The organism is Spirillospora sp. NPDC046719, from assembly GCF_040645715.1.
In the GTDB taxonomy this organism is placed as follows: domain Bacteria; phylum Actinomycetota; class Actinomycetes; order Streptosporangiales; family Streptosporangiaceae; genus Spirillospora.
This window is the reverse complement of the sequence record NZ_JBEYYT010000127.1, coordinates 1-23,432: the sequence shown is the minus strand read 5'-3', so window position 1 is coordinate 23,432 and position 23,432 is coordinate 1. Positions and strand designations below refer to the sequence as shown.

General features: G+C 73.1%; 18 protein-coding genes and 1 pseudogene. 11 read left to right on the top strand and 8 right to left on the bottom strand.

All coding sequences use genetic code 11. The annotated features are described in order from the left end of the window. From ABZ914_RS22380 to ABZ914_RS22370, 3 genes and pseudogenes are all read right to left on the bottom strand, one after another. Positions 1-374, bottom strand: a 374-nt coding sequence (locus ABZ914_RS22380) for a lysophospholipid acyltransferase family protein (protein WP_500195349.1), incomplete at its 3' end; no start/stop codon positions are given. A 127-nt stretch (positions 375-501) separates the two neighbouring features. Next, positions 502-708 (bottom strand): annotated as a pseudogene (locus tag ABZ914_RS22375) (1-acyl-sn-glycerol-3-phosphate acyltransferase); the annotation flags it as partial. Positions 709-870: 162 nt separating this feature from the next. Continuing rightward, a complete protein-coding gene (locus tag ABZ914_RS22370; RefSeq protein WP_500195347.1) occupies positions 871-1,542 on the bottom strand; it encodes a class I SAM-dependent methyltransferase in 672 nt (223 codons plus the stop codon). 65 nt (positions 1,543-1,607) lie between these two features. Between ABZ914_RS22370 and ABZ914_RS22365 the strand changes: the two genes are divergently transcribed. After that, the gene (locus ABZ914_RS22365; protein WP_500195346.1) at positions 1,608-2,441 is read left to right on the top strand and encodes a TrmB family transcriptional regulator; all 834 of its coding nucleotides are present in this window, start codon (positions 1,608-1,610) and stop codon (positions 2,439-2,441) included. Between the two features lie 4 nt (positions 2,442-2,445). On the opposite strand, the gene ABZ914_RS22360 is transcribed toward ABZ914_RS22365, so the two are convergent. The 4 genes from ABZ914_RS22360 to ABZ914_RS22345 all read right to left on the bottom strand — a co-directional run bounded on the left by ABZ914_RS22360 (position 2,446) and on the right by ABZ914_RS22345 (position 6,968). Beyond that, a complete protein-coding gene (locus tag ABZ914_RS22360) occupies positions 2,446-3,555 on the bottom strand; it encodes a carboxylate-amine ligase (RefSeq protein WP_500195344.1) in 1,110 nt (369 codons plus the stop codon). A gap of 112 nt (positions 3,556-3,667) precedes the next feature. Then, the gene (locus ABZ914_RS22355) at positions 3,668-4,435 is read right to left on the bottom strand and encodes a methyltransferase domain-containing protein (RefSeq protein ID WP_500195342.1); all 768 of its coding nucleotides are present in this window, start codon (positions 4,433-4,435) and stop codon (positions 3,668-3,670) included. A 39-nt stretch (positions 4,436-4,474) separates the two neighbouring features. Then, positions 4,475-5,254: an alpha/beta fold hydrolase gene (locus tag ABZ914_RS22350; RefSeq protein WP_500195341.1), complete on the bottom strand. Its 780-nt coding sequence runs from the start codon at positions 5,252-5,254 to the stop codon at positions 4,475-4,477. 82 nt (positions 5,255-5,336) lie between these two features. Next, a complete protein-coding gene (locus ABZ914_RS22345; protein ID WP_190859831.1) occupies positions 5,337-6,968 on the bottom strand; it encodes a PucR family transcriptional regulator in 1,632 nt (543 codons plus the stop codon). A 172-nt stretch (positions 6,969-7,140) separates the two neighbouring features. Here ABZ914_RS22345 and ABZ914_RS22340 point away from each other — a divergent pair, with 172 nt between their 5' ends. Beyond that, on the top strand, positions 7,141-8,469 hold the full coding sequence (locus ABZ914_RS22340; RefSeq protein ID WP_500195338.1) for an aspartate aminotransferase family protein: 1,329 nt from the start codon (positions 7,141-7,143) through the stop codon (positions 8,467-8,469). Continuing rightward, the gene (locus ABZ914_RS22335) at positions 8,469-9,986 is read left to right on the top strand and encodes a CoA-acylating methylmalonate-semialdehyde dehydrogenase (protein WP_500195336.1); all 1,518 of its coding nucleotides are present in this window, start codon (positions 8,469-8,471) and stop codon (positions 9,984-9,986) included. The genes ABZ914_RS22340 and ABZ914_RS22335 overlap by 1 nt, the downstream gene beginning before the upstream one ends. Here ABZ914_RS22335 and ABZ914_RS22330 read toward each other — a convergent pair. Then, positions 9,922-11,346, bottom strand: coding sequence for a phospholipid carrier-dependent glycosyltransferase (locus ABZ914_RS22330; protein ID WP_500195335.1), 1,425 nt, complete (start codon positions 11,344-11,346; stop codon positions 9,922-9,924). The two genes, ABZ914_RS22335 and ABZ914_RS22330, sit on opposite strands and share 65 nt — an antisense overlap. Before the next feature lie 470 nt (positions 11,347-11,816). On the opposite strand from ABZ914_RS22330, the gene ABZ914_RS22325 reads away from it, so the two are divergent. The 8 genes from ABZ914_RS22325 (at position 11,817) to ABZ914_RS22290 (ending at position 23,298) form a co-directional block, all read left to right on the top strand. Beyond that, complete coding sequence (locus ABZ914_RS22325) at positions 11,817-12,161, top strand: hypothetical protein (protein WP_190859844.1); 345 nt, start codon at positions 11,817-11,819, stop codon at positions 12,159-12,161. 365 nt (positions 12,162-12,526) lie between these two features. Next, complete coding sequence (locus ABZ914_RS22320; protein WP_500195333.1) at positions 12,527-13,789, top strand: ABC transporter substrate-binding protein; 1,263 nt, start codon at positions 12,527-12,529, stop codon at positions 13,787-13,789. 670 nt (positions 13,790-14,459) lie between these two features. Then, on the top strand, positions 14,460-15,494 hold the full coding sequence (locus ABZ914_RS22315) for a sensor histidine kinase (protein ID WP_500195331.1): 1,035 nt from the start codon (positions 14,460-14,462) through the stop codon (positions 15,492-15,494). 101 nt (positions 15,495-15,595) lie between these two features. Continuing rightward, positions 15,596-16,816: a 1-deoxy-D-xylulose-5-phosphate reductoisomerase gene (gene dxr, locus ABZ914_RS22310; RefSeq protein WP_433252890.1), complete on the top strand. Its 1,221-nt coding sequence runs from the start codon at positions 15,596-15,598 to the stop codon at positions 16,814-16,816. Between the two features lie 68 nt (positions 16,817-16,884). Then, a complete protein-coding gene (locus ABZ914_RS22305; RefSeq protein WP_500195329.1) occupies positions 16,885-18,084 on the top strand; it encodes a M50 family metallopeptidase in 1,200 nt (399 codons plus the stop codon). A 110-nt stretch (positions 18,085-18,194) separates the two neighbouring features. Then, a complete protein-coding gene (gene ispG, locus ABZ914_RS22300) occupies positions 18,195-19,388 on the top strand; it encodes a flavodoxin-dependent (E)-4-hydroxy-3-methylbut-2-enyl-diphosphate synthase (protein ID WP_500195327.1) in 1,194 nt (397 codons plus the stop codon). A 323-nt stretch (positions 19,389-19,711) separates the two neighbouring features. Further along, positions 19,712-21,370: an alpha/beta hydrolase gene (locus ABZ914_RS22295; protein WP_500195326.1), complete on the top strand. Its 1,659-nt coding sequence runs from the start codon at positions 19,712-19,714 to the stop codon at positions 21,368-21,370. A gap of 326 nt (positions 21,371-21,696) precedes the next feature. Further along, positions 21,697-23,298, top strand: coding sequence for an alpha/beta fold hydrolase (locus ABZ914_RS22290; RefSeq protein ID WP_500195325.1), 1,602 nt, complete (start codon positions 21,697-21,699; stop codon positions 23,296-23,298). The last annotated feature ends 134 nt before the right edge of the window (positions 23,299-23,432 follow it).

Below are 23,432 nucleotides of genomic sequence, written 5' to 3'. Positions count from 1 at the left end.
CGGCCCGACGGCGTGCGCGACGGGTCGTCGCGCTGCTCGGCGCGCAGGCCGTGGATGATCTCCTCGACGGCCTTGCGGGTCAGGTCGCGCACCTCGGTGACCGCCCGGTCGTCGTCCGCGCGGCCCTCCCACAGCGAGGTGTCGATCGGCTCGCCGAAGCCGAAGTAGAGCCGCTGCGGGCGCGGGATCGGCGTCGGGCCGATGCCGCGCGACACCGGCATCAGCACGTCGTCGCGCAGGCCGCGCTCGCCGAGGACGGCGCGGCCGAGCAGCCGGGCCGGGGCGAGCAGCGGGCTGCCCGGGTCCAGCACGGTGGTGAACATCTCCTCCACCCCGACCGAGCCGAACGGGATGATCGGGCAGCCCGCCTCCACGGCGAGGCGGGCGAAGCCCAGCCGGCCCTCCCACTGCAGCCGGTACCGGTCGGCGCGGTCGCGCGTGGCCTCCCGCGCCCCCGGGGAACACCACGACCATCTGGCCGTCGCTCAGCAGGGCACGGCAGTTGGCGCGGGTCCCGTCCACCGAGCCGCCCAGGTCCATCACGCTGCGCCACCCCGGGATCCGCCAGTGCGCGTGGTCGGCCAGCGACCGCACCCACACCCCGCGCCGCCGGTGGATCTCGAAGAAGATCAGCGGCGCGTCGACGACCCCGTACACCGTGTGGTTGCCGACCAAGAGCGCCGGACCCGTCCGGGGCACGTTCTCCATGCCGTGGAAGACGGGCGAGGTGTACGCGCGCCACGGTTCGAGCGCCAGGTCCGCGGCGCGGATCAGCGCGCCGGACGGCGGGGTCCAGTCGAGGGGGGAGGCCATGGCGACCGATCGTAAGGGAGGCCGACCACCTCTCCTGACCCGAGGGTCAGCGGCCGCTTACTCGAGCGGCTCGTAGAACGAGTCGACCGCCGGCTGCCCGGTGTAGTTGGGGCCGGCCTGGTCGTCGGCGCCCAGGTAACGGAAGGGAAACCGCACCTCGCGCCGCCCCCGTAGGGAGATCCGGCGGCGCCGCCCGTCGTAGTGGAACCCCGCCTCGCGCAGCGCCGCCCCGACCCGCCGCCCGCCCGCGCCTCCGCCCGGACCTCCGCTCGAAGCCCCGCTGGAGGACCCGTCCGCGAGCCGGACGCCGGCCGTGTCGAAGTTCGCCACGAGCAGCCCGTCCGCGCTGAGCCACGACGCGGCGCGTGCCAGGACGCCCAGCTTGTCGCCGACGTAGTGCAGGCCGTGCACGCACGTGATCAGGCCGTACGGCGCGTCCGGCGCCCACTCCGCGACGGACGCCGTGACCAGCCGCACGGCGCTCGCCGCGGGCAGGAAACGGCCGGCCAGGTCGACGCCCGTGATCCGCGCGTCCGGGCGGCGGGCGGCGGCCTCGGCCAGCGCCCGTCCCGCGCCGCAGCACAGGTCGAGCCAGCCGTCGTCGATCTCCGCGAGGACGTCGATCCCGAGCTCCCGCCCGTACGACCTGAGCGTCCGCTCCCGGTTCATGGCGCAGTTGGCCACCACCGCGGACCTTTCCAGTGTCACGTCGTCCAGCCGCCGCTCCATGCCCGGATTCTGGCACCGCGCGCGGCCGGGCGACGGGGGACGTCCGAAGAACTAGCATTGCGGCGGTGAGCGCGCGGGACGTCCTTGAGCATCTGCAGCGGCTCGGCATGTCCGGATACGAGGCCAAGGCGTACGTGGCCCTGGTCGGGGCGGGCAGGCCGGTCAACGGGTACGAGGTGGCGAAGCGCTCCGGGGTCCCGCGCAGCACGGTGTACGAGACGCTCGGCAAGCTGGTGGCGCGGGGCGCCGCCTACGAGCTGCGGGGACCGTCCGACGCGACCGAGTACCTGCCGCTGCCGCCCGACGCGCTCCTGGACCGGATGCGGCGGGAGTTCGACGGGTCGGTGGACGTGCTGCGGTCGGCGCTGCCCGCCGTGGCGGCGGCCCCCGAGGGCCACCTGATCCACGGGCTGAAGGACGCCGAGGCCATGCTGGACCGGGCGGAGGACGTGATCGCCGGTGCCCGGCGCGACCTTTTCATGTCCGTGTGGCCGGAGGAGACGCGGCGGCTGCGGGAGGCGGTCGTCGACGCCGCCGGGCGGGACGTCGAGGTGTCGGTGGTCTCGTTCGGCGAGGACGCCGACCCCTTCGGCGGGGACCGGAACGGGGCCGTCTACCAGCACCGGTACTCCGCGCCCGAGGCCGTCCTGGAGGATCTCGGCTACCGGCTCTTGGTGGTCGTCGGCGACCGGCGGGAGGCCGTCGTCGGCGGGTTCGGCGAGGGCGCGGCGTGGGGGATCTACACGGCGGACCCGGCGGTCGCGCTGATGGCGGCCGAGTACGTCCGGCAGGACATCGCCCTGCAGATCCTCGCGGACCGGGTCGGCGCCGGGGAGCTGGACCGCCTGTTCGCCACGGACCCCGGCCTCCTGCGCCTTCTCGGCCGCGGCCGCCCCTGACGCGTCAGGAGGTGGTGCGGCGGACGGCGTCGGAGACGACGGCGGTCACGTCGCGGGTGCGGGCGTACACGGCGCGTTGCACGCGGGCGCCGTTGCCGCGCTCCAGGATGCCGTGCAGCAGCCGGGTGGCGGTCGTCAGGTCGCCCGCGCGGTCGAGCGCCGGGCCGAGATGCTCCAGCAGCGCGCGGACCACCTCGTGGACGGGCGCGGCCCGGCGGGTCGCGGGGTGCACGAGGTCCTCGCGCAGCCCGGACCGCCCGGCCCGCCACATCGCCAGCCGCATCAGGTCGGCGCGGACGGGGTCGGGCGGCTCGCCCGCGTGCCACGACTCGGCGGCGGTGTCGACCATGGCGCGGACCAGCGCGGCGATCAGCACGGCGTCGTCGGCGTGCATGCACACGTCGGGGACGCGGATCTCCACGGTGGGGTAGCGGCGGGACAGCCGCGCGTCGTAGTAGATCATCCCTTCGTCGACGAGCGCGCCGGTGTCCAGCAGCGCCTCGACGGTCGCGCGGTAGGCCTTGGCGGAGCCGAACAGCTCCGTCGGGCCGCTGGACGGCCACCGCCCCCACACCTGGTACCGCCAGCTGTCGTAGCCGGTGTCGGCGCCCTGCCAGAACGGGGAGTTGGCGCTGAGGGCCAGCAGCGCCGGCAGCCAGGGCCGGATCCGGTCGAGGACGGCGACGCCCTCGTCCGGCGTCGCGACGCCCACGTGGACGTGGCAGCCGCAGGTGAGCTGCTCGTCGGTGGTGGCGGCGTAGGCGTCCGACATGCGCCGGTAGCGGTGCGTCGGGGACAGCGAGGGGCGGACGGCGACCGGGGAGGTGGCGAGGGCGGCGACCGTGATGCCGACGCCCGCCGCGGCCTGGGCCGCCGCCTGCCGCGCCGATCTGACGTGCGCGGACACCTCGTCGAGGGTGCGGCAGACCGGGGTGCAGATCTCCAGCTGCTCGCGCTGCAGCTCGCATTCCAGCGGTTCGGACCGCCGCCCGCCGTTGAACAGGACCTCGGCGTGGCGGCGGGCGTACTGGACGACGGAGCCGGAGGCGGCCTGCGGCACGCCGCTGGCGGGGTCGACGAGAAGGAGCTCCTCTTCCACCCCGAAGGTGCGCATACCCGTCGAACTGCGAAGTGTCACTACATGGTTGTGCCCTCAGCGCACTGAAGTACCTCCTCCAGGTGACACCCGGATGACCGGAGGCGGCGCGCGGAGGGCGCGGAAGGGCCTAGCGGGCGGGGCCGGGGGCCGCCTGGGCGAGGACGACGATGAACGAGGCCGTCACCATGACCGGACCGCGGTCCAGATGGTCCAGCCAGCGGCGGGCGGCGTCCCGGTCCAGGTGGCCAGCCTCGACGGCGCGGCCGGTGGTGCGGCGCAGCCCGAACACCTGTTCGGCCGTGGCCGGATCGCGGAACACCGGGGCCGCGTTCAGCACCGACAGGACCGCGAACCCGGCCGCCTCCGCCAGCCGCGGGACCTGCCGCCCCATCGCCCGGTTCCGGTTGGCGCTCCCGGCGACGAACCGGGTGAACGCCAGGCTCGTCTCCAGGTCGGGGTGGTCGATCGCGAGCGTGTCCCAGTCGGGTTCGGCGAGCGCCAGCAGCCCGCCCGGCCGCAGGACGCGGCGCAGCTCGCCGAGGGCGCGGGACGGGTCGTCCAGGTGCATCATCACCCGGTCCATCCGGGCCCGGTCCACGGAGGCGGCGTCCAGGGGGAGGGCGTGCGCGTCGGCCCGCTCCACCCGGACGCCCGGCAGGTCCGCGGTGCGGCGCCGCGCCTCGTCCGCCATGGCCGCGTCGTGGTCGACGCCGATCACGGTGCCGGACGGCCCGGTCGCGGAGGCGAGGGCGGCCAGGTCGGTGCCCGGTCCGCAGCCGACGTCCAGCACCGTCTGGCCGGGCTCGATGGAGAGGGACTCCAGCATGTGGCGCTTGTAGGCGTGCGCCACGTCCGTCCCGGCGACCCTGTCGAGGTAGTCGATGCTCGCTGCCATAGGGCGATCAAACCAGCCGGATGTGGAGGAGATGTGCGCTCACGGTGCCAGCCATGTGCGCAGCAGCTCTCCCGTCTCCTCCAGGCGGTCGATGTAGAGCATGTGGCCGGACTCGATCTCGCTGATCGTCAGCGCGTCGCCGAGGGCGGCGCGGCAGTCCACGACGAACTCCGGCCGCACCAGGTCCGCGAGCGTCGCGATCACCAGGTGGGTCGGCAGGCCGGCGGGCGGCGGGACGTGGGGGCGGGCCATCTCCGAGTACGCCGCCACGATCGCGGCCCGCTCGTACCGCCAGCGGGTGCGGCCGTCCGGGCCGTGCTCCAGGTGCGCGGCGACCTCGTCGTTCACGGTCTCCTCGGAGGCCAGGGACCAGCGCGCCACCAGCGACGCGCGCGCCTCGACGGCGTCCGCGAACGACACCTCGGCCATGTACCCGCGCGCGGTCCTCGCGGCGTCCTCCGGATCGAGCCCGATCGCCGGGTCCAGCAGGACGAGCCGCCGCACCCGCTCCGGCGCGGTCCGCGCCAGATGCACCGCGATCATGCCGCCGTAGGAGTGCCCGACGAGGTCGGCCGTCTCCAGGCCCTCGGCGTCCATGACCGCGAGGACGTCCTCGACGTGCTGCTCGACGCCCCACGGCGGCAGGTGCGGGGAGCGGCCGTGCCCGCGCAGGTCGGGCGCGAGGGTGTACCGGTCCGCGAGGTGCCGCTCGGCCGTCCGCCGCCACCGGGCCCCGTGCCCCGTGACGCCGTGCAGGGCGACCAGCGGCTCTCCCGATGGATCTCCGTACCGATGAACATGCAACGCCGCGTCCGTCATGCTGGAAAGCGTAAACGCGGAGTAAGGCAGGGGCCCGCCGTTCGCCGATCGCCTCCCGCCGATCCCCGGCCCCCCGCGCCGGTCAGGACCGTTCCCAGCGGACGGAGCTGAGGGCGAGCAGCGCGACGTGGAGGGAGACGCACGACTCGACGTCGTCGAGGTCGGCGTCGAGGACCCGCTCGATGCGGCGGAGCCGCTCGTAGAAGGCCGGGCGGGACAGGTGGGCCTGCTGGGCGGCGACGGCCTTGTTGCGCCCCGACTCCAGGTACAGCTCCAGGATGCGGGTCAGGTCGCTGCCGCGCTGCGCGTCGTACTCCAGCAGCGGGCCGAGTTCGCGCTCGACGAACGTCTGCACGCGGGCGTCGTCGCGCAGCAGGTGCAGCAGGCCGCGCAGCCGCAGGTCGGGCAGCCGGTAGAACAGCCGTCCGCCGGAGCCGCGGGCGGCGACGTCGGCGACCTGCTCGGCCTCCAGGAACGAGCGGCGGACGTCCCGGATCGTCTCCACCACGGACCCGGCGGCCATCACGGTGTCGCCGCCGGACTGCTTGCGGATCCGGGTGGCGACCTCGGTGAGCGCGGTCTCGGCGTCGGCGCGGGCGGGCAGGGAGGCCAGCACGCCGACCCGGGCCTGCGGGCCGCCCTCGTCCAGCACGCCGACCAGGGCGGCGAGGCGGGCGTCCTTGCAGGCGGCGGCGACCGTCTCGGCGAGCGCCGACAGCTCCCCGACGGGCGGCGCGGACCCGCGCGCCGCGTGGGCGGGGCCGCGGTGCCGCAGCACGGCGCCGAGCAGCCGGCGGCCGGACAGCGGCACGCCCAGCGCGCGGGCGCGCGCGGCGGCCTCCTGAGGGTCGGAGTAGGCGTGCGCGAGGATCCGGGCGATGATCGTCCCGTGCGCCTGCCGCTCGACGCTCTCGGCGTGCCGGTCCAGCAGCCGGCCGAGCGCGAGGGTGGTCGCGGCCCGCTCGATCAGCACGGTCTCGCGCGGCGACGGCGGCGAGCCGAGCACGATGATCAGCCGGCCCCAGTCCTCGCCGCGGGCGCCGACCGTGGTGACGAGCCAGCCGGACGCGGCGTCGTAGCCGGTGCGGGTGCGGGGCCGGACGGCGCGCGAGCGGGTCTCCCACGCCGACAGCAGCTCGGCGGGGTCGCGGCCGGCGGCGTCGGCGGCCAGGACCCGGTGCGAGAGGTTCTCCAGCACGACCGGGTGCCCGCCGATCGCGGCGACCTGCCGGACGACCTCGTCGGTGGAGGCGCCCTCCACCGACAGCTGGGTGAAGATCTCATGCAGCTGCTCGGAGGCGCGCAGCTCGGCGAACTGCTCCTGGACGATCCGGGCGTGCACGGACTCGGTGATGTCGACGAACGCCGGCTCGTGCGCCAGCACGACGACCGGGAGGCCGAGCTCCTCGGCGGCGGCGACCAGCGCGGCGGGCGGCCGGCTGGCGTAGCGCCGGCCGAGCTCGATCATCAGGCCGCTGACGCCGACCTCGGCGAGCTCGGCGATGTAGGCGCGCAGCCGGTCCGGCTCGTCGGGCAGCGCGATGCCGGTGGTGAGCACCAGCTCGCCGCCGTGCAGCAGGTGCGCGATGTCGGTGACCTCGGCGACGTGCACCCAGCGGACGAGGTTGCCGGTGCGGTCGGCGCCCGCGACGACGCGCGGCTGCCCGCGGCGGACCGCGTCGAGCTGGAGGACGTCGTCGAGTGTGGGCAGCATCGCCCGCGATGATATCCGACAGCCTGTCAACGCCGGTGACCATGAGGTTTACAGGGTGTAGGCGCCCTGGGGAGGCGTCCGGCGCCGCCGCGTTCCACTCCGTCAACCGGCGGGGCGGTGTCGTGACACTCTGCCGCTGGCCCCGCCGCCGCGCCGCACCGAGACTTGGCACATGTCGGAACACGCGAACCTGCTCCGGCGCCACAGGGCGGTCATGCCGTCCTGGATGGCGCTCAACTACCAGGACCCCATCGAGATCGTCGGCGGCAAGGGAAACCGCGTGACCGACGCCGAGGGCAACGGCTACCTCGACTTCTTCACGGGCATCCTCACCAACATGATCGGGTACGACGTGCCCGAGGTGCGGGAGGCGGTGGAGCGGCAGCTCGCCACCGGCGTCGTGCACACCTCCACCGCCTACCTGCTGCGCGGCCAGATCGAGCTGGCCGAGAAGATCGCCCGGCTGTCCGGCATCCCGGACGCGAAGGTGTTCTTCGCCAACTCCGGCACCGAGGCCAACGAGACGGCGCTGCTGCTGGCCGCGTACGCGCGGCGCAGCGACCAGGTCCTCGCGATGCGGCAGAGCTACCACGGCCGCTCGTTCGGCGCGACGGGCGTCACCGGCAACCGGGCGTGGACGAACCTGTCCTACTCGCCGCTGAACGTCCACTTCCTGCACGGCGCGGACCGCCACCTCCCGCAGTTCGCCGGCATGTCGGACGAGGCGTACGTCGACGCGTGCGTGCAGGACCTGCGGCACGTCCTCGCGACCGCGACCGGCGGGGACGTCGCGGCGCTGATCGCCGAGCCGATCCAGGGCGTCGGCGGGTTCACGATGCCGCCGGACGGGCTGTTCGCCGCCTACAAGGAGGTCCTCGACGAGGCGGGCATCCTGTTCATCTCGGACGAGGTGCAGACCGGGTGGGGGCGGACGGGCCAGGGCTTCTGGGGCATCGACGACCACGGCGTGACGCCGGACATGATGACGTTCGCCAAGGGCCTCGGCAACGGGTTCGCGGTCGGCGGCGTCGTCGCGCGCGGCGACCTGATGGACGCGCTGCACGCCGTCGGGCTCTCCACGTTCGGCGGGAACCCGGTCTCGATGGCGGCGGCGAACGCGACCCTCGACTACGTCCTGGACCACGACCTGCAGGCCAACGCGGCGAAGCAGGGCCGGACGATCATCGGCGGGCTGCGGGAGGCGGCGGCGCGGTTCCCGGTCGTCAAGGACGTCCGCGGCAAGGGCCTGATGTTCGCGGTCGAGTTGGCCGACCCGGAGACCGGCGAGCCGAGCCCGCCGCTGGCCGTCGCGCTGATGGAGGCGGCCCGCGAGCGGGGGCTGCTGGTCGGCAAGGGCGGCCTGTACGGCAACGTGGTGCGCATGGCACCGCCCCTCACCCTGACCGACGCCGAGGCCCTGGAGGGCCTGGGCGTCCTGATCGCCTCGCTGGAGTCCGTCACCGCGGACGCCGCGCGGAACGCAACCGGAAAGACCGCCTGATGACCGACGCAGAGTCCCAGCGCAAGCACATCACCCACTGGATCGGCGGCAAGCCGTTCGACGGGGAGGCCGCCCGGCGCGGCGACGTCTACGAGCCCGCGACCGGCCGCGTCGCCGGGCACGTCGACTTCGCCTCGGCCGCCGAGGTGGACGCGGCCGTCGCCGCCGCGAAGGCCGCGTTCCCCGGCTGGCGTGACGCCTCCCTCGCCAAGCGGGCGTCCGTGCTGTTCCGGTTCCGCGAGCTGGTCGCCGCGCACCGCGACGAGCTGGCCCGGCTCATCTCGTCCGAGCACGGCAAGGTGCTGTCGGACGCGGCGGGCGAGGTCGCGCGCGGACTGGAGGTCGTGGAGTTCGCCTGCGGCATCCCGCACCTGCTCAAGGGCGGGTTCTCGGAGAACGTGTCGACGAGGGTGGACGCCTACTCGATCCTCCAGCCGCTCGGCGTGGTCGCCGGGATCACCCCGTTCAACTTCCCGGCGATGGTCCCGATGTGGATGTTCCCGGTCGCGATCGCGTGCGGGAACACGTTCGTGCTCAAGCCGTCGGAGAAGGACCCGTCGGCGTCGGTGCGGATCGCCGAGCTGTGGGCCGAGGCGGGCCTGCCCGACGGGGTGTTCAACGTCGTCCACGGCGACAAGGCGGCGGTGGACGGCCTGCTGCGCCACCCGGACGTGAAGGCGGTCAGCTTCGTCGGCTCGACGCCGATCGCGAAGTACATCTACGAGACGGCCGCGGCGAACGGCAAGCGGGTGCAGGCGCTCGGCGGCGCGAAGAACCACATGCTGGTGCTCCCGGACGCCGACCTTGACCTCGCGGCGGACGCGGCGGTGTCGGCGGGCTTCGGCTCGGCGGGGGAGCGCTGCATGGCGATCTCCGTGGTGGTGGCCGTCGATCCGGTCGGCGACGAGCTGATGGCGAAGATCCGCGAGCGGGTCGCCCGGCTCATGGTCGGGCCGGGCGACGACCCTGAGGCGGAGATGGGCCCGCTGGTGACGAGGGCGCACCGCGACAAGGTCGCCTCGTACCTGGACTCCGGGGTCGCGCAGGGCGCCACCCTCGCGATCGACGGCCGCGGGACGCCGGTGCTCGGCGGCGCCGGGGACGGCTTCTGGCTGGGCCCGACCGTCCTCGACCACGTCACCCCGGAGATGGACGCCTACAAGGACGAGATCTTCGGCCCGGTCCTCGCGGTCGTGCGGGCCGGCTCGTACGACGAGGCCATGGAGCTGATCTCCGCGAACCCGTACGGCAACGGCACCGCGATCTTCACCAACGACGGCGGGGCGGCGCGCCGCTTCCAGAACGAGGTGGAGGTCGGCATGGTCGGGATCAACGTCCCGATCCCGGTGCCGATGGCGTACTACTCGTTCGGCGGCTGGAAGGACTCGCTGTTCGGCGATAGCCACGCGCACGGCATGGAGGGCGTGCACTTCTACACGCGCACCAAGGCCGTCACGGCACGCTGGCTCGATCCGAGTCACGGCGGCGTGAACCTAGGGTTCCCCACCAACGGGTAGCGGTCTCCGCGTCGTCCGCGCGGTCGGCCTCGTCGCCGGCCGCGCGGCGGCGTACCGCCGACAGGCCGAGACCCACGGCCGAGCAGGCGAACGGCACCGTCGGGACGACGTAGCGGTAGTCGAAGTCGGCGCTGGCGATGGGGAACAGCAGGAGTGTGGCCGCCGTCCCCCACACCATCAGGACCTCGCGGCGCCGCCCGCGGGCCGCCAGGACGGCGACCGCGCCGAGCCCGAACACGGCGCCGATGGCCGGTCCCGGCAGGAACCAGTGCCTCTGGTAGCCGATCATGCGGTCCGCGTACGGCCGGACGACCTCGCTCGGCGCGCCCGTCCGGCCGTACCGCATCGCGTCCGCGAGCACGGTGCCCGGCGCGCCGTGCCGGTCGGCGTAGGCGAGCCCGCTGGGGAACAGCTGCGGCCGCTCGGGGAAGTGGTACAGCCGCTCGGTCGTCGAGTTCGGGTAGGGGTAGCGGCGCGGGCTGAAGGCGCGCCCGACGCCCTCGCCGACCGCCCGCAGGTAGTCGCCCGGCTGCGCCAGGATCGCGCGGACGGAGAAGTCCCGGAGCCTGCTGTTCGCCTCCGGCGACACCACGGGCGACAGCAGCTCGCGCGGCGGGATGTCGCCGCGCCAGATCAGGTGGCCGGGCGCCTCGCGCCGCTCGTCGGCGCCCGGGGGCAGGCACAGGGCCGCCTCGTCCGGCGGCGGGCGCATCTTCGCGCAGTCGGCGAACCCGGCCGTCCGCCCCCACAGGTAGATGCCGTCGGACGTGGTGAGCGCGTAGGTGCCGCGTCCGGCGTGGAACCACATCGCGTACGCGACGAGCGGGACCGCGGCGGCCGCGCCGAACGCGAGCGCGGCGCGCCACCCCCGCCGCCACAGCAGCAGGCAGAGCAGGACGACCGGGACCACCGGCGCGCCCGCCGACCGGACCAGCACCGCGTAGCCGAGCAGCAGGCCGGCGGCCAGGGCCGTCCACCAGGGCGGGGCCCGCCCGTCGCGGACGCGCCAGAGCAGCAGCGTCAGCGCGCCCGCGATCAGGAACATGAACAGCGTCTCGGACATCAGCAGGTGTTCGAGCTCGATCTGGTACGCGTCGTACAGCACGGGCAGCGTGACGAGGGCGGACGCCCAGGAGGGCAGCCCGGCGCGGCACAGCACCGCGTACGCCATCACCGCGATCGCGAGCCCCATGAGGTGCTGGACGACCACGACGGCGGTCAGGCCGTGCAGCGGTTCCAGCAGCCGCAGCACGAACGAGTACCCGAGCGTCTTGCTGGGCGACGGCGCGGGCCGCAGCGCGTAGCCGACGTAGAAGTACGAGTCGCCCGTGAACCACAGCCCGTGCGGGTAGGCGCGCACCGCCGTCCAGCGCAGCGCGGCACCGCCCGCGAGCGCCAGAACGAACGGCGCGTGGCGGAGATACCGACGAAACGCCCAGATAGCAATAAATGGCGCAAAAAGCCTTGACGGCACGCGGGACCGCCTCGCGGTGCTCGATGTCGGAACACGGGTCCCGGCCACGCTAGCCGCGGGCGGTGACGCGGCGGTGAACGCGGGATTGCGGCCGGTGACCCGCGCCGGGGCGCCCGGCGCGAACCGGCAGGCCGGGGCGGGTGTCCGGTACTTTCCCACGGCCGTGGATATCCGTCGTTGATTTTCGTCCGGGCCCTCCGGACGAATAATGGCTCCACCCATTGACGGCGTCTGTGGCGGGCGACACAATCGCACTATCAATTAAAAGGGGCGAAATTAAAAGTCAGGCTCCGGAGTCAGAACGGGATCCGGCGTTCCGGTGACCGGTGGGACGGGACGAGCAGGAGTGCCGCGCTATGACCGCTGACGACCACGCCGCGGAGGTCGACGCGCTCGGCCGGCGGTTCCCGGGCTGGACGATCTGGTTCGGGCCGTTCACCCGCCGCTGGTGGGCGCTTCCACCCCGCGAGCGCGACCTCGGCGACTTCCTGGAGGCCGACACCCCGCAGAGCCTCATCGCACGGATAGAGGTGGTCAAGCACACCGCACCCAGGCATCCCTCCGACGACGGCCCCAGGCCGTTCCGCGACCCCCGGCAGAGCGCGCGGCGTCCCTCGAATCTCCTCCGTCTCGAGGGCGTCACACCGCCGCCGCCGCGCCGGGCGCCGGTGACCGCGTGGCCAGGCAGCACTGCAAGGTGATCCGCTGTTCCCCAACCTCGCCACGTCCACCGGCTGCACCGCGGCCCCGGGAAGGGCAGCCCGCGCCACATCCCTCTCCAGCAACCTCCGTGTGGCGCGGACACCGGCACCCACCGCCCTCCCGGGGCCGTGGCGTTTCCGCATACGAACCGGAAATGACTTTATGAATGGTCCCGGCCCGAGTAGCGATCTTCTGTAATATCGCCGCTCGGCGGCCCGAGTCGGAAGAGTCGCCACCGGAAACCTGCGAATGGCTTGCGGGCGGCCCCCGGCGCCCTCGTGAATGGCGGCCGGGCCGCGGCCGGCCCGGCGCCCCGGGCGGGGCGCGCACCGCCGGGCCGTGCCGGAGGCGCTACGCTGCGCCGATGGGTCCGTCCGCGACGGGGGACGGCTCTGCGGAGGGGATCGGGAGCGACATGCGGCGGAGGGCCGGCCGGCGGACGGACGGCGGGAGGCTGGCGGCGCTGGCGGTGACCGCGGTGCTGGCGGTCGCGGGCCTCGGCGCGTGCAGCGAGGAGAACCCGGAACCGGTCGGCGTCGCGAAGGTGGCGAGCACGCTCGGCCCCGGCGAGGGCTCCCTCGACCTGCTGGCGATGCCGGGCTCCGTGGAGAGCGGCACCACCGATCCGCGCGTCGACTGGGTCACCCCGTTCCAGGAGCGCACCGGCTGCAAGGTCGGCGTGAAGCTGGTCAAGACCCCGCAGGAGATGTACGACCTCATGCGCAACACGGACCGCCGCTACGACGGCGTCGCCGCGCCGCCCGAGGTCGCCGGCCGCCTCGTCGCCGAGCACCAGGTCACCGCGGTCAACACCAGCCTCGTGGACGGCTACAAGAAGCTGCAGCCGAAGCTGCGGGGCCTGCTGAAGCAGGACGGCAAGTACTACGGCGTCCCCTACGTCTGGGGCGCGAACCTCCTCATGTACGACACCCGCACCGTGCAGCCGCCGGCGAGCTGGTCGGCGCTGTTCGACCCCGAGCAGGCCCGCCGCTACTCCGGGAAGCTGATCGTGCGCGACAGCCCGCTCGCGATCGCCGAGGCCGCGCTCTACCTCAAGGGCCACGACCGCAAGCTCAAGATCGGCGACCCGTACTCGCTGACGCCCCGCCAGCTCGCCGCCGCCGGCCGCGTCCTCTCCCGGCAGCGCCCGCACGTGCTGAAGTACTGGGAGCAGCCCGCCGACGCGATCAGCGCGTTCGCCGGGGGAGCGGCCGTGCTCGGCGAGGCCGGCCCCTACCAGGTCGACGTCCTGGACCGCGCCGGCAAGCCCGTCCAGGCCGCGGAGCCGTCCGAGGGCGTCACCGGCTGGATGGACGCGTGGATGATCGGCGCCCGCGTCCAGCACCCGAACTGCATGTACCAGTGGCTGCAGTGGACCGCGTCCCCGGACGTCCAGCAGCAGGTGGCCGAGTGGACCGGCGTCGCCCCCGCCAACCCGCAGGCGTGCTCCGGCGACCGGCTCCGCGCGGGCTTCTGCGGCGCCTTCCACGTCGGCGACCGCGACTACATCGACAAGATCATGTTCGCGCACGCGCCCACCCGCGTCTGCGGTGGCAAGACCAACAAGGCCGACTGCACCGACTACGCCGAGTGGACCAAGACCTGGATCGAGTCCACCAAGGCGTGACGCGCGCGCCCGTTAAGGGTCTCTCCGGCGTGCCCGACCGCCCCTGGATGTGGCGTCGCGCCTCTCTGTGACGTTAAGGGTCTCTCCGGCGCGCCCGACCGCCCCCAGTCGGGCGCGCCTCTCGGGTGGTCCCGGGCGTCCCCCCGAAGGCCCGGGTCACCCTTCTCCCTGGAGAGACCTCCATGACGACGGCGTCGATGGCCGTCGTCCGCACCGGGGCCGGTTCCTCGACCGGCCGTCCGGCGTTCGTGAGCGGCTCCCATGGGCCCCGCGGCGTGCGGGGTGCCGGTGGGGCCGGTGCGCAGTCGTCGCACGCGAACACCCCGGTGGAGTCCGGCAGGCGGCCGACGCGGACGCGCGGCCGGGGCCACTTCTTGCGGCAGACGACGCAGGCGTCGCCGAGGCGCTGAGCGGGGCTCAGCGTTCCCGGGTCGAACGTCGGCTCGCCCGTCTGGCCCATGTCCCCATCCCCCTGGCGGGAGTCGAATCACGTCACTCCTTTATAGGCGGGATCGGGTGTTGTCCCTGCTAGCGAAGGTGAAAAGGGCGGCAAAGGCTCTCGTGTCGACCGTCCGTTCATGATCATCGCGGGTTAACGGCGGGGCGGAGCCCACGCGCACGGGGCGAGAGCTTTGCCATCTTTTGGTGGGCTATTGCGTACAAAGGAGATATGTCTGTCCGGATCGATGCGCGGCGCGTCCGGCCGCGGTCCGAGCGGGCACGCGTGACGCTGGCGGCGGCGGCCGCCGGCTCCTCGCTCGCCGCCGCGGTGACCGCGGCCGCGGCCGCGCTCGTGCTGCTCGCGGACGTCCGCCGCGCCGCCGTCCTCGCCGCCGTCATGGCCGCCCTGGGCGCGGTCGCCGTCGCCGTCGCGGGCTGGGGCGCGTGGGCCGTCGCCGGCCGGGCGCTGCGGCCCGTGGAGCGGCTCGACGCGGAACTGGCCGAGATCACCGCCGCCGACCCGGCCCGCCGCCTCGCGGTCCCCGACGGCCGCACGGGGGCCGCCCGGCTCGCCCGCCGCGTCAACGGCGTCCTCGACCGGCTGGAGCGCGCGACGCTGCACCGGCGGAGGTTCATCGCGGACGCCTCGCACGAGCTGCGCACGCCCCTGGCCGGCCTGCGGACGCAGATCGAGCTGGCCCTCGCCGACCCGGAGGATCCCGAGCTCGTGGACACGCTGCGCCGCTCGCTGCGCGACAGCGAGCGGCTGCACCGCATCGTCGACGACCTGCTCGCGCTGGCCCGGCTGGAGTCGGGGACACCGCCGGACCGCGAGCCGGTCGACCTCGCCGCGCTGGTCGAGGCCGAGGCCGCGCGGCGGACGGCCCCGGTCCGGGTGCACGCCAAGGCCGAGCCCGGGCTCACCGTGCACGCCGACCGGTTCGAGGTCACCCGGCTGCTGCTCCACCTGCTCGACAACGCAGAGCGGCACGCGGACGGGCTGGTCGAGGTGGAGGCGCGGCAGGAGGGCGACAGCGCGATCGTGGAGGTGCGCGACGACGGGCCGGGCATCCCGCACGCCGACCGCGACCGCGTCTTCGAGCGCTTCACCAGGCTGGACGCCGCGCGGAGCCGGTCCGAGGGCGGCAGCGGCCTCGGACTGGCGCTCGCCCGGCAGATCGCCGCCGTCCACGGCGGGACCCTGCGGGCCGCGGACGGCGCGCTCGGCGCGCGTCTCGTGCTGCGGCTCCCGCTCGCCGACTGACCGGCACCCCCGACCGCGTCCCGCCAGTCCGGCGCCGGGCCCGCCGGCGCCCGGCAGGGCGGCGGGACGCCCGCGCGCCGATGTCCGACAATGGTGCGGTGATGTCTCCCTCTGGCGCCGCCGCGCCCTCCGCACGAGAACTCGTCGTCCTCGGCTCCACCGGCTCGATCGGGACCCAGGCCCTCGACGTCGTCCGCCGCAACCCCGACCGGTTCCGGATCGCGGGCCTCGCGGCCGGCGGCGAGCGGGTGGAGCTGCTGGCCGCGCAGGCGCTGGAGTTCCGCCCGGAGGTCGTCGCGGTGGCCAAGGCGTCCGCCGCGCAGGAGCTCCAGCTGGCGTTCTACGCCGAGGCCAAGCGGCGCGGCTACGCCTCCGGCGACTACGCCATCCCGAAGATCGTCGCCGGTCCGGAGGCGGTCGCCGAGGTGGCGGCGTGGCCGTGCGACGTGGTGCTGAACGGGGTGACGGGCGCGCTCGGCCTGGCCTCCACCCTGGCCGCGCTCGACGCGGGCCGCACGCTCGCGCTCGCCAACAAGGAGTCGCTGATCATCGGCGGGCCGCTGGTGAAGGAGCGGGCGCGGCCGGGGCAGATCGTCCCGGTCGACTCCGAGCACTCGGCGCTCGCGCAGTGCCTGCGCGGCGGCCGGGCGGAGGAGGTGCGGCGGCTGGTGGTGACCGCCAGCGGCGGCCCGTTCCGCGGCAAGGCCCGCGCCGAGCTGGCCGACGTCACGCCCGAGCAGGCGATGAAGCACCCGACCTGGGACATGGGCCCGGTCATCACCATCAACTCCGCGACCCTGGTCAACAAGGGCCTGGAGGTCATCGAGGCGCACCTGCTGTTCGACGTCCCGATGGACCGGATCGAGGTCGTGGTGCACCCGCAGTCGGTGATCCACTCGATGGTGGAGTTCACCGACGGGTCGACGCTGGCGCAGGCGAGCCCGCCCGACATGCGGCTGCCGATCGCGCTCGGCATCGAGTGGCCGGACCGCGTCCCGGACGCCGCGCCCGGCGTCGACTGGACGCAGGCGCACACCTGGGAGTTCTTCCCGCTCGACGACGAGGCGTTCCCGGCCGTCGCGCTCGCCCGCCGCGCCGGCGAGCTGGGCGGGACGGTCCCCGCCGTCTACAACGCGGCCAACGAGGAGTGCGTGGAGGCGTTCCGCGCCGGACGGCTGCCGTTCCTGGGGATAGTCGACACGATCACGCGGGTAGTGGAGGAGCACGGGTCCGGGACGCCGGGCGAGCTGACGCTGGACGATGTGCTGGCCGCCGACGCCTGGGCGCGCGCACGGACCAGGGAAGCGACCGGCCTGGGCTGAGCCCCGCGGGGCCGGCCGGGCGCCGGAGGAGATCCCTCGGGCGGGACCGGACCCGGAAGGGGGATCGGATGGCCTTCGCCTTGGGCGCGGTGGCGTTCGTCATCGCGCTGCTGGTGTCGGTGATGCTCCACGAGGGCGGGCACCTGCTCACCGCCAAGCGGTTCGGGATGAAGGCCACGCAGTACTTCGTCGGGTTCGGCCCGACGCTGTGGTCGCGGACCCGCGGCGAGACCGAGTACGGCGTCAAGGCGATCCCGCTCGGCGGCTTCGTCAAGATCATCGGCTATACGCCGCTGGAGGAGGTCGACGAGGCCGACCGGCCGCGCGCCTTCTACCGCCAGCCGGCGGGGCGGCGCGCGATCGTCATCGCGGCGGGCGTCGTGGTGAACTTCGTGTTCGCGTTCGTGCTGCTGATGGCGATGGCGATGACGGTCGGCGTCCGGCAGCCCGGCACGGTGACCACGACGGTCGACCAGGTCAGCACCTGCGTACCGGCGCGGTTGCAGGACGACTGCGGCGGCGGCCGCCCGGCGTCGCCGGCGAAGGCGGCGGGGCTGCGCGCGGGCGACCGCGTGCTCTCCTTCAACGGCACGCCGGTGGCGGACTGGGACGAGCTGCGCGACGCCATCGACAAGGCCAAGCCGGGGGAGACGGTCCCGGTCGTCGTGCAGCGCGCGGGCGTCCGGCAGCCGGTGACGTTGCGCATGCGGTTGGCGGACGTCGGCGGCGAGCCGTTCGTCGGGCTGTCCGCGCGGGTGGTCGGCTCCGGCTACGAGCGGACGGGCCCGGTCAACGCGGCGGTGTTCGCCGGCCGCGCCATCGGCAGGACCGTGCAGAGCATGGGGCAGATCGTGGTGGACCTGCCGGCGGCGATCCCGAAGCTGTTCACCCCCGAGCGGCAGAGCTCGCCGGGCGGGCAGGTCGGCAGCGTGGTCGGCGCGACGGAGGTGTCGGGGCAGATCTTCTCCTCGCACAGCACCGTCCGTGACAAGATCGCTCTGTATCTGTCGCTGGTCGTCTCGGTGAACATCTTCTTAGGAGCGCTCAACGTCGTCCCTCTGCTGCCGCTGGACGGCGGGCACCTCGCGGTCGTCGCCTACGAGCGGTTGCGGGTGCGCTTCAACGCCGTCAGGGGACGTCCGGATCCGGGCACCGTCGATATGACCAAGCTCATGCCCTTGACATATCTGGCGGTGCTGGTGCTGGTGGGGCTCGGCGTGCTGCTGATCCTCGCGGATCTGGTCAACCCCCTCCAGATGCCGCAATGAGCGAGAAGGTTTACCGGGCGTAGCCGAGCGGTCACACTATTCCATGCCGGTCGCCGTCATCTCATCCATGCGGGGCGCCTAGGCTGGGCAGAGCGAGTCAGAGGAGAGGGATGAGCGTTTCACTGGGTATTCCGACGGTCCGCGGCGAGGGCGACGGACAGGGGGCGCAGAGCCTGGTCGCGACGCGCCGCAAGTCGCGCCAGATCATGGTCGGCGACGTGCCGGTCGGCGGCGACGCGCCCGTGTCGGTGCAGTCCATGACCACGACCCTCACCGCCGACGTCAACGCCACGCTGCAGCAGATCGCGGAGCTGACCGCGTCCGGCTGCCAGATCGTCCGGGTGGCGGTCCCGTCGCAGGACGACGCCGAGGCGCTGCCCGCGATCGCCAAGAAGTCCCCGATCCCGGTCATCGCCGACATCCACTTCCAGCCCAAGTACGTGTTCGCGGCGATCGACGCGGGCTGCGCGGCGGTCCGGGTCAACCCGGGCAACATCAAGAAGTTCGACGACAAGGTCGGCGAGATCGCGCGCGCCGCGCAGGACGCGGGCGTGCCGATCCGGATCGGGGTGAACGCCGGCTCGCTGGACAAGCGGCTGCTGGAGAAGTACGGCAAGGCCACCCCGGACGCGCTGGTGGAGTCGGCGCTGTGGGAGTGCTCGCTGTTCGAGGAGCACGGCTTCCGGGACATCAAGATCTCGGTGAAGCACAACGACCCGGTCGTGATGATCCAGGCGTACCGCAAGCTCGCCGCCGCCTGCGAGTACCCGCTGCACCTCGGCGTGACCGAGGCGGGGCCGGCGTTCCAGGGCACGGTGAAGTCGGCGGTGGCGTTCGGCGCGCTGCTGAGCGAGGGGATCGGCGACACGATCCGGGTGTCGCTGTCGGCGCCTCCGGTCGAGGAGGTCAAGGTCGGCACGGCGATCCTGGAGTCGCTCGGGCTGCGGCAGCGCGGCCTGGAGATCGTGTCGTGCCCGTCGTGCGGCCGGGCGCAGGTGGACGTCTACACGCTCGCCGAGCAGGTCACCGCGGGCCTGAAGGACTTCCCGGTGCCGCTGCGCGTCGCGGTGATGGGTTGCGTGGTGAACGGGCCCGGCGAGGCGCGGGAGGCCGATCTCGGCGTCGCGTCCGGCAACGGCAAGGGCCAGATCTTCGTCAAGGGCGAGGTGGTCAAGACGGTGCCGGAGGCGCAGATCGTGGAGACGCTGATCGAGGAGGCCATGCGCATCGCCGACGATATGGGCATCGAGATCGGCGAGGACGGGTCGGTGTCCGGCCCGGGCGCGCAGGTCGTGGTGAGCTGACGCCGGCGCGGTGATGTGACGGCCGCGTAGGCGGCCGGGGGCGGACCCCAAGGGTCCTCGGGTGATGAGCCCGGGGGCCCTTTTTCGCGTTGTGGCCGGTGGCCGGGGGTGGCGGTGTGCCCGGCCCGGCCGGTCGCGGCGCGCACACCCCACGGAATGCCCGGAACCCGAACGTTCGGGTGGATCACAAAGTTCCGTGGATCTTGTCACGATTCCGCATCTGGTCACGACAAGCTCTGTTGTCGGACTTGTCCGCAGAGCAACAATCTTCACTTGTTTGCCCAAATGTCCGACTCATCCGAGTCGACAGGTTAGGGGGATATGTGAAGAGGACTGTCGTCGTGGCCGCGGTGGCCGGGCTCGGGCTGGCCGGGCTCGGCACCGCGAGCGCACAGGCCGCGGGCCCCTCCGCGGCCTCGGGGTTCGACCCCGCCGCGGTCAAGTGGCACGCCTGCCCGGCGGACTTCGTCCAGCAGGTCCACGACCTGTACGACGGGCTGTACCCGGTCTCCAAGATCGTGCAGTGCGGCGAGCTGCAGGTGCCGCTGGACTACGCGCAGCCGAACGGCAAGAAGATCACGCTGCAGCTGACCCGCACCCCGCACACCGGCACGGGCGCCGCCAAGGGCGACATGGTGGTGAACCCGGGCGGACCGGGCGGCGGCGGCGCGCTGTTCGGCCCGCGGGTGTTCGCGCAGAACTCCGCGGCGCTGAAGGACGCCTACAACGTCATCGGGTTCGACCCGCGCGGCGTCGGGATGAGCGTCCCCTCGCTCAGCTGCGACCCGAACTACACCAACGCCCCCCGCCCCGACTACGGCACCGGTGACCGCGCCTCGGTCTCCGTGTGGCTGAAGAAGTCCAAGGCGTACACGGACGCGTGCAAGAAGGCCGACAAGATCGGCCTGCTGAACCACATCAAGACGACCGACTCCGTCCGCGACATGGAGTCGATCCGCAAGGCGCTGAGCGACAAGAAGCTCGACTACTACGGCGCCTCGTACGGCACCTACCTCGGCTCCGTCTACGCGACGATGTTCCCGAAGACCGTGGGCCGGATGGTGCTGGACGGCAACGTCGGCCCGTCGGACGTGTGGTACGACGCCAACCTGAACCAGGACGTCCAGTTCGACAAGAACATGGACTACTACTTCGGGTGGATCGCCAAGTACGACTCCGTCTACCACCTGGGCACCACCCAGGCGGGCGTGCGGTCGTTCTTCTACAAGCTGCGCGCCACGCTCAAGACCAAGCCGGTGTACTTCACCGACCCGAGCAGCGGCCAGAAGTTCGCCGTCGGTCCGGACGAGCTGACCGACGTCATCCAGAACGCCGCGTACCGCCGCAGCCAGTCCCTGTGGAACGCCTACGCGGTGGGCCTGGCGGCCTACAAGACCGGTGACACCGAGACGTTCGTCGGCACCTTCGGCGCGCAGACGACCGGCGGCGCGGACGACAACGAGTTCGCCGTCTACAACGCCGTGCAGTGCACCGACGTCCAGTGGCCGACGAGCTGGGCGAAGTGGGAGCGCGACAACGTCCGCATCAACAAGAAGCACCCGTTCCTCACCTGGGGCAACGTGTGGTTCAACGCGCCGTGCCTGACCTGGCCCGCCAAGGCCGGCACGCCGGTGAACGTCGGGCGCAACCCCCAGCTGCCGGGCAACATCCTGCAGTTCGAGGGCAGCGAGGACGCGGCGACGCCGCTCGCCGGCGCGCTCGACATGCACCGCCGGCTCAAGGGCTCGCAGCTGGTGATCCAGGACGGCGACCGCACGCACTGCATCGTGCACCGCGGTTCGGCGGCCGTGGACGCCATCTTCGACCGGTACTTCCTGACCGGGGAGCGTCCGGGCCAGTCCGTCACGCACGTCCCGCAGCTCGGCGACCCGGTGCCGCCGGCGCAGACGTCCGCCAAGACCAAGTCGCTGTCCACGACGGCGACGAAGGCGGCGCGGCTGAACGCCGACGTCATCCGCTGAGACCCGTGACCGGCTGACCGGGCGTCCGCCCGGCCGGCCGCCGCGGAACGGCCGAGAGGGCCCCGGGGAGCGATCCCCGGGGCCCTCTTCGCATGCCGGTCGCCCGCAGATCGCCCGCAGATCGACCGCCGGTGCGTCCTTCGCGGACCGACATCACGAACATTGGTGGATCTTGTCACGATTTCGCATCTGGTCATCAGCGACTCTCCCGCCATATCGCCCAGAACCGCCACAATCACCTCGCAATCCACGCATCCGCATGCATCGGCGCTGCTCCCCCTCCGAGCCCGACGGGGGCTCCGGAGCCGCCGACCCTAGGGGGTCAAGTGAGAAGGATCGTCATCGTCACGGCCGCCGCGGCCGTGGCGGCCGGCGGCACCGTCGCCGCCGTCTCCGCGAACGCGGCCACCGGCCCGTCCGCGGCGAACCTGGTCGCGGCGAGCGGCATCAACTGGGGCAAGTGCGAGGTCAGCGGGCCGAACGACCCGATGAACAAGGCCCAGTGCGCCCAGGTCCAGGTGCCGCTCGACTACGCCAAGCCGAACGGCCGCAAGATCTCCATCGCGGTGTCGCGCTACAAGCACACCGACGACAAGAACTACCAGGGCGTGCTGTTCGTCAACCCGGGCGGCCCCGGCGGCACCGGCATCGAGTACGCGCCCGCCCTGGCCCGCTGGATGGGCGGCGTCGGCCACGCCGCCACCGCCGCCAAGTACGACATCATCGGCTTCGACCCCCGCGGCGTCGGATCCAGCCAGCCCGCGCTGACCTGCGACAAGACCTGGTACGACCCGGTGCGGCCGGACTACGTCCCGCAGACGGCGAAGGACGAGGCCGTCTGGAAGGCCAAGGCCAAGAAGTACGCGGAGGACTGCCAGCGCAAGTTCGGCTGGCTGCTGCCGCACATGCGCACCACCGACGCCGCCCGCGACGTCGACGTCATCCGCGGCGCGCTCGGCCAGCAGAAGATCAGCTGGTACGGCTTCTCCTACGGCACCTACTTCGGCGCCACCTACGCCACGCTGTTCCCGAACCGCGTGAAGCACATGGTGCTGGACGGCAACGTCAACCCGAAGACGGTCTGGTACGACGCCCAGCTCGAGCAGGACAAGGCGTTCGAGAAGAACATGAAGTCCTGGTGGGCCTGGACCGGCAAGTGGGACTCGGTCTACCACCTCGGCACGACCGAGAAGGCCGTCGAGGCGAAGTACTACGCCGCCCGCGCCGCCGCGAAGAAGTCCCCGATCGGCGGCAAGATCGGCCCGGACGAGCTGGACGACATCGTCCTGACCGCCGGCTACAACACCGGCTACTACATCCCGTTCGCGCAGGCCCTGTCGGACTGGGTGAACAAGAAGGACGCCTCCGGGCTGCTCGACTGGCTGAACACCGGCGGCGAGGACAACGACTTCGCCGTCTACAACGCCGTCCAGGCCGCCGACGCCAGGTGGCCGCGGAACTGGAACAAGTGGCACAACGACGCGGCCAAGCTCTACAAGGAGGGCTACCGCTTCAACACCTGGAGCAACGTCTGGTTCAACGCGCCCATCGCGTTCTGGCCGTTCCAGGGCGGTCCCGCGCTGAAGCTGAAGGCGAGCAAGAGCCTGCCCGGCATGCTGCTCGTCCAGTCGTCGCAGGACGCCGCGACCCCGGTCGCGGGCGGCTACAACATGCACAAGGTGTTCCCGTCCTCGCGGCTCGTCCTGGAGGTCGGCGGCAAGACCCACGCCAACACGCTGAACGGCAACGCGTGCCTGGACGACAAGGTCGCCGCCTACCTGGACACCGGCGCGCTGCCGAAGAGCGCCAAGGGCGCGGACGCCTACTGCAACGCCGTCCCGGCGCTGAACGACCCGAACCCGACGGCGATGACGGCGAAGGCCGCCGGCGCCGTCGCGGGCAAGGACCTGCCGATCGGCCGTCCGTAACGCCCCGGTTCACCGCGTGACGCTCGCGGCGGGGGGGGGGGCCGGCGCGCGGGGGGCGGGGCGGCGGGGGCGGTTGGGGGGGGGGGAGGCGCGGGCGCCCCGGCGCCCCCCCCACCCCGGGGGGGGGGGGCTGA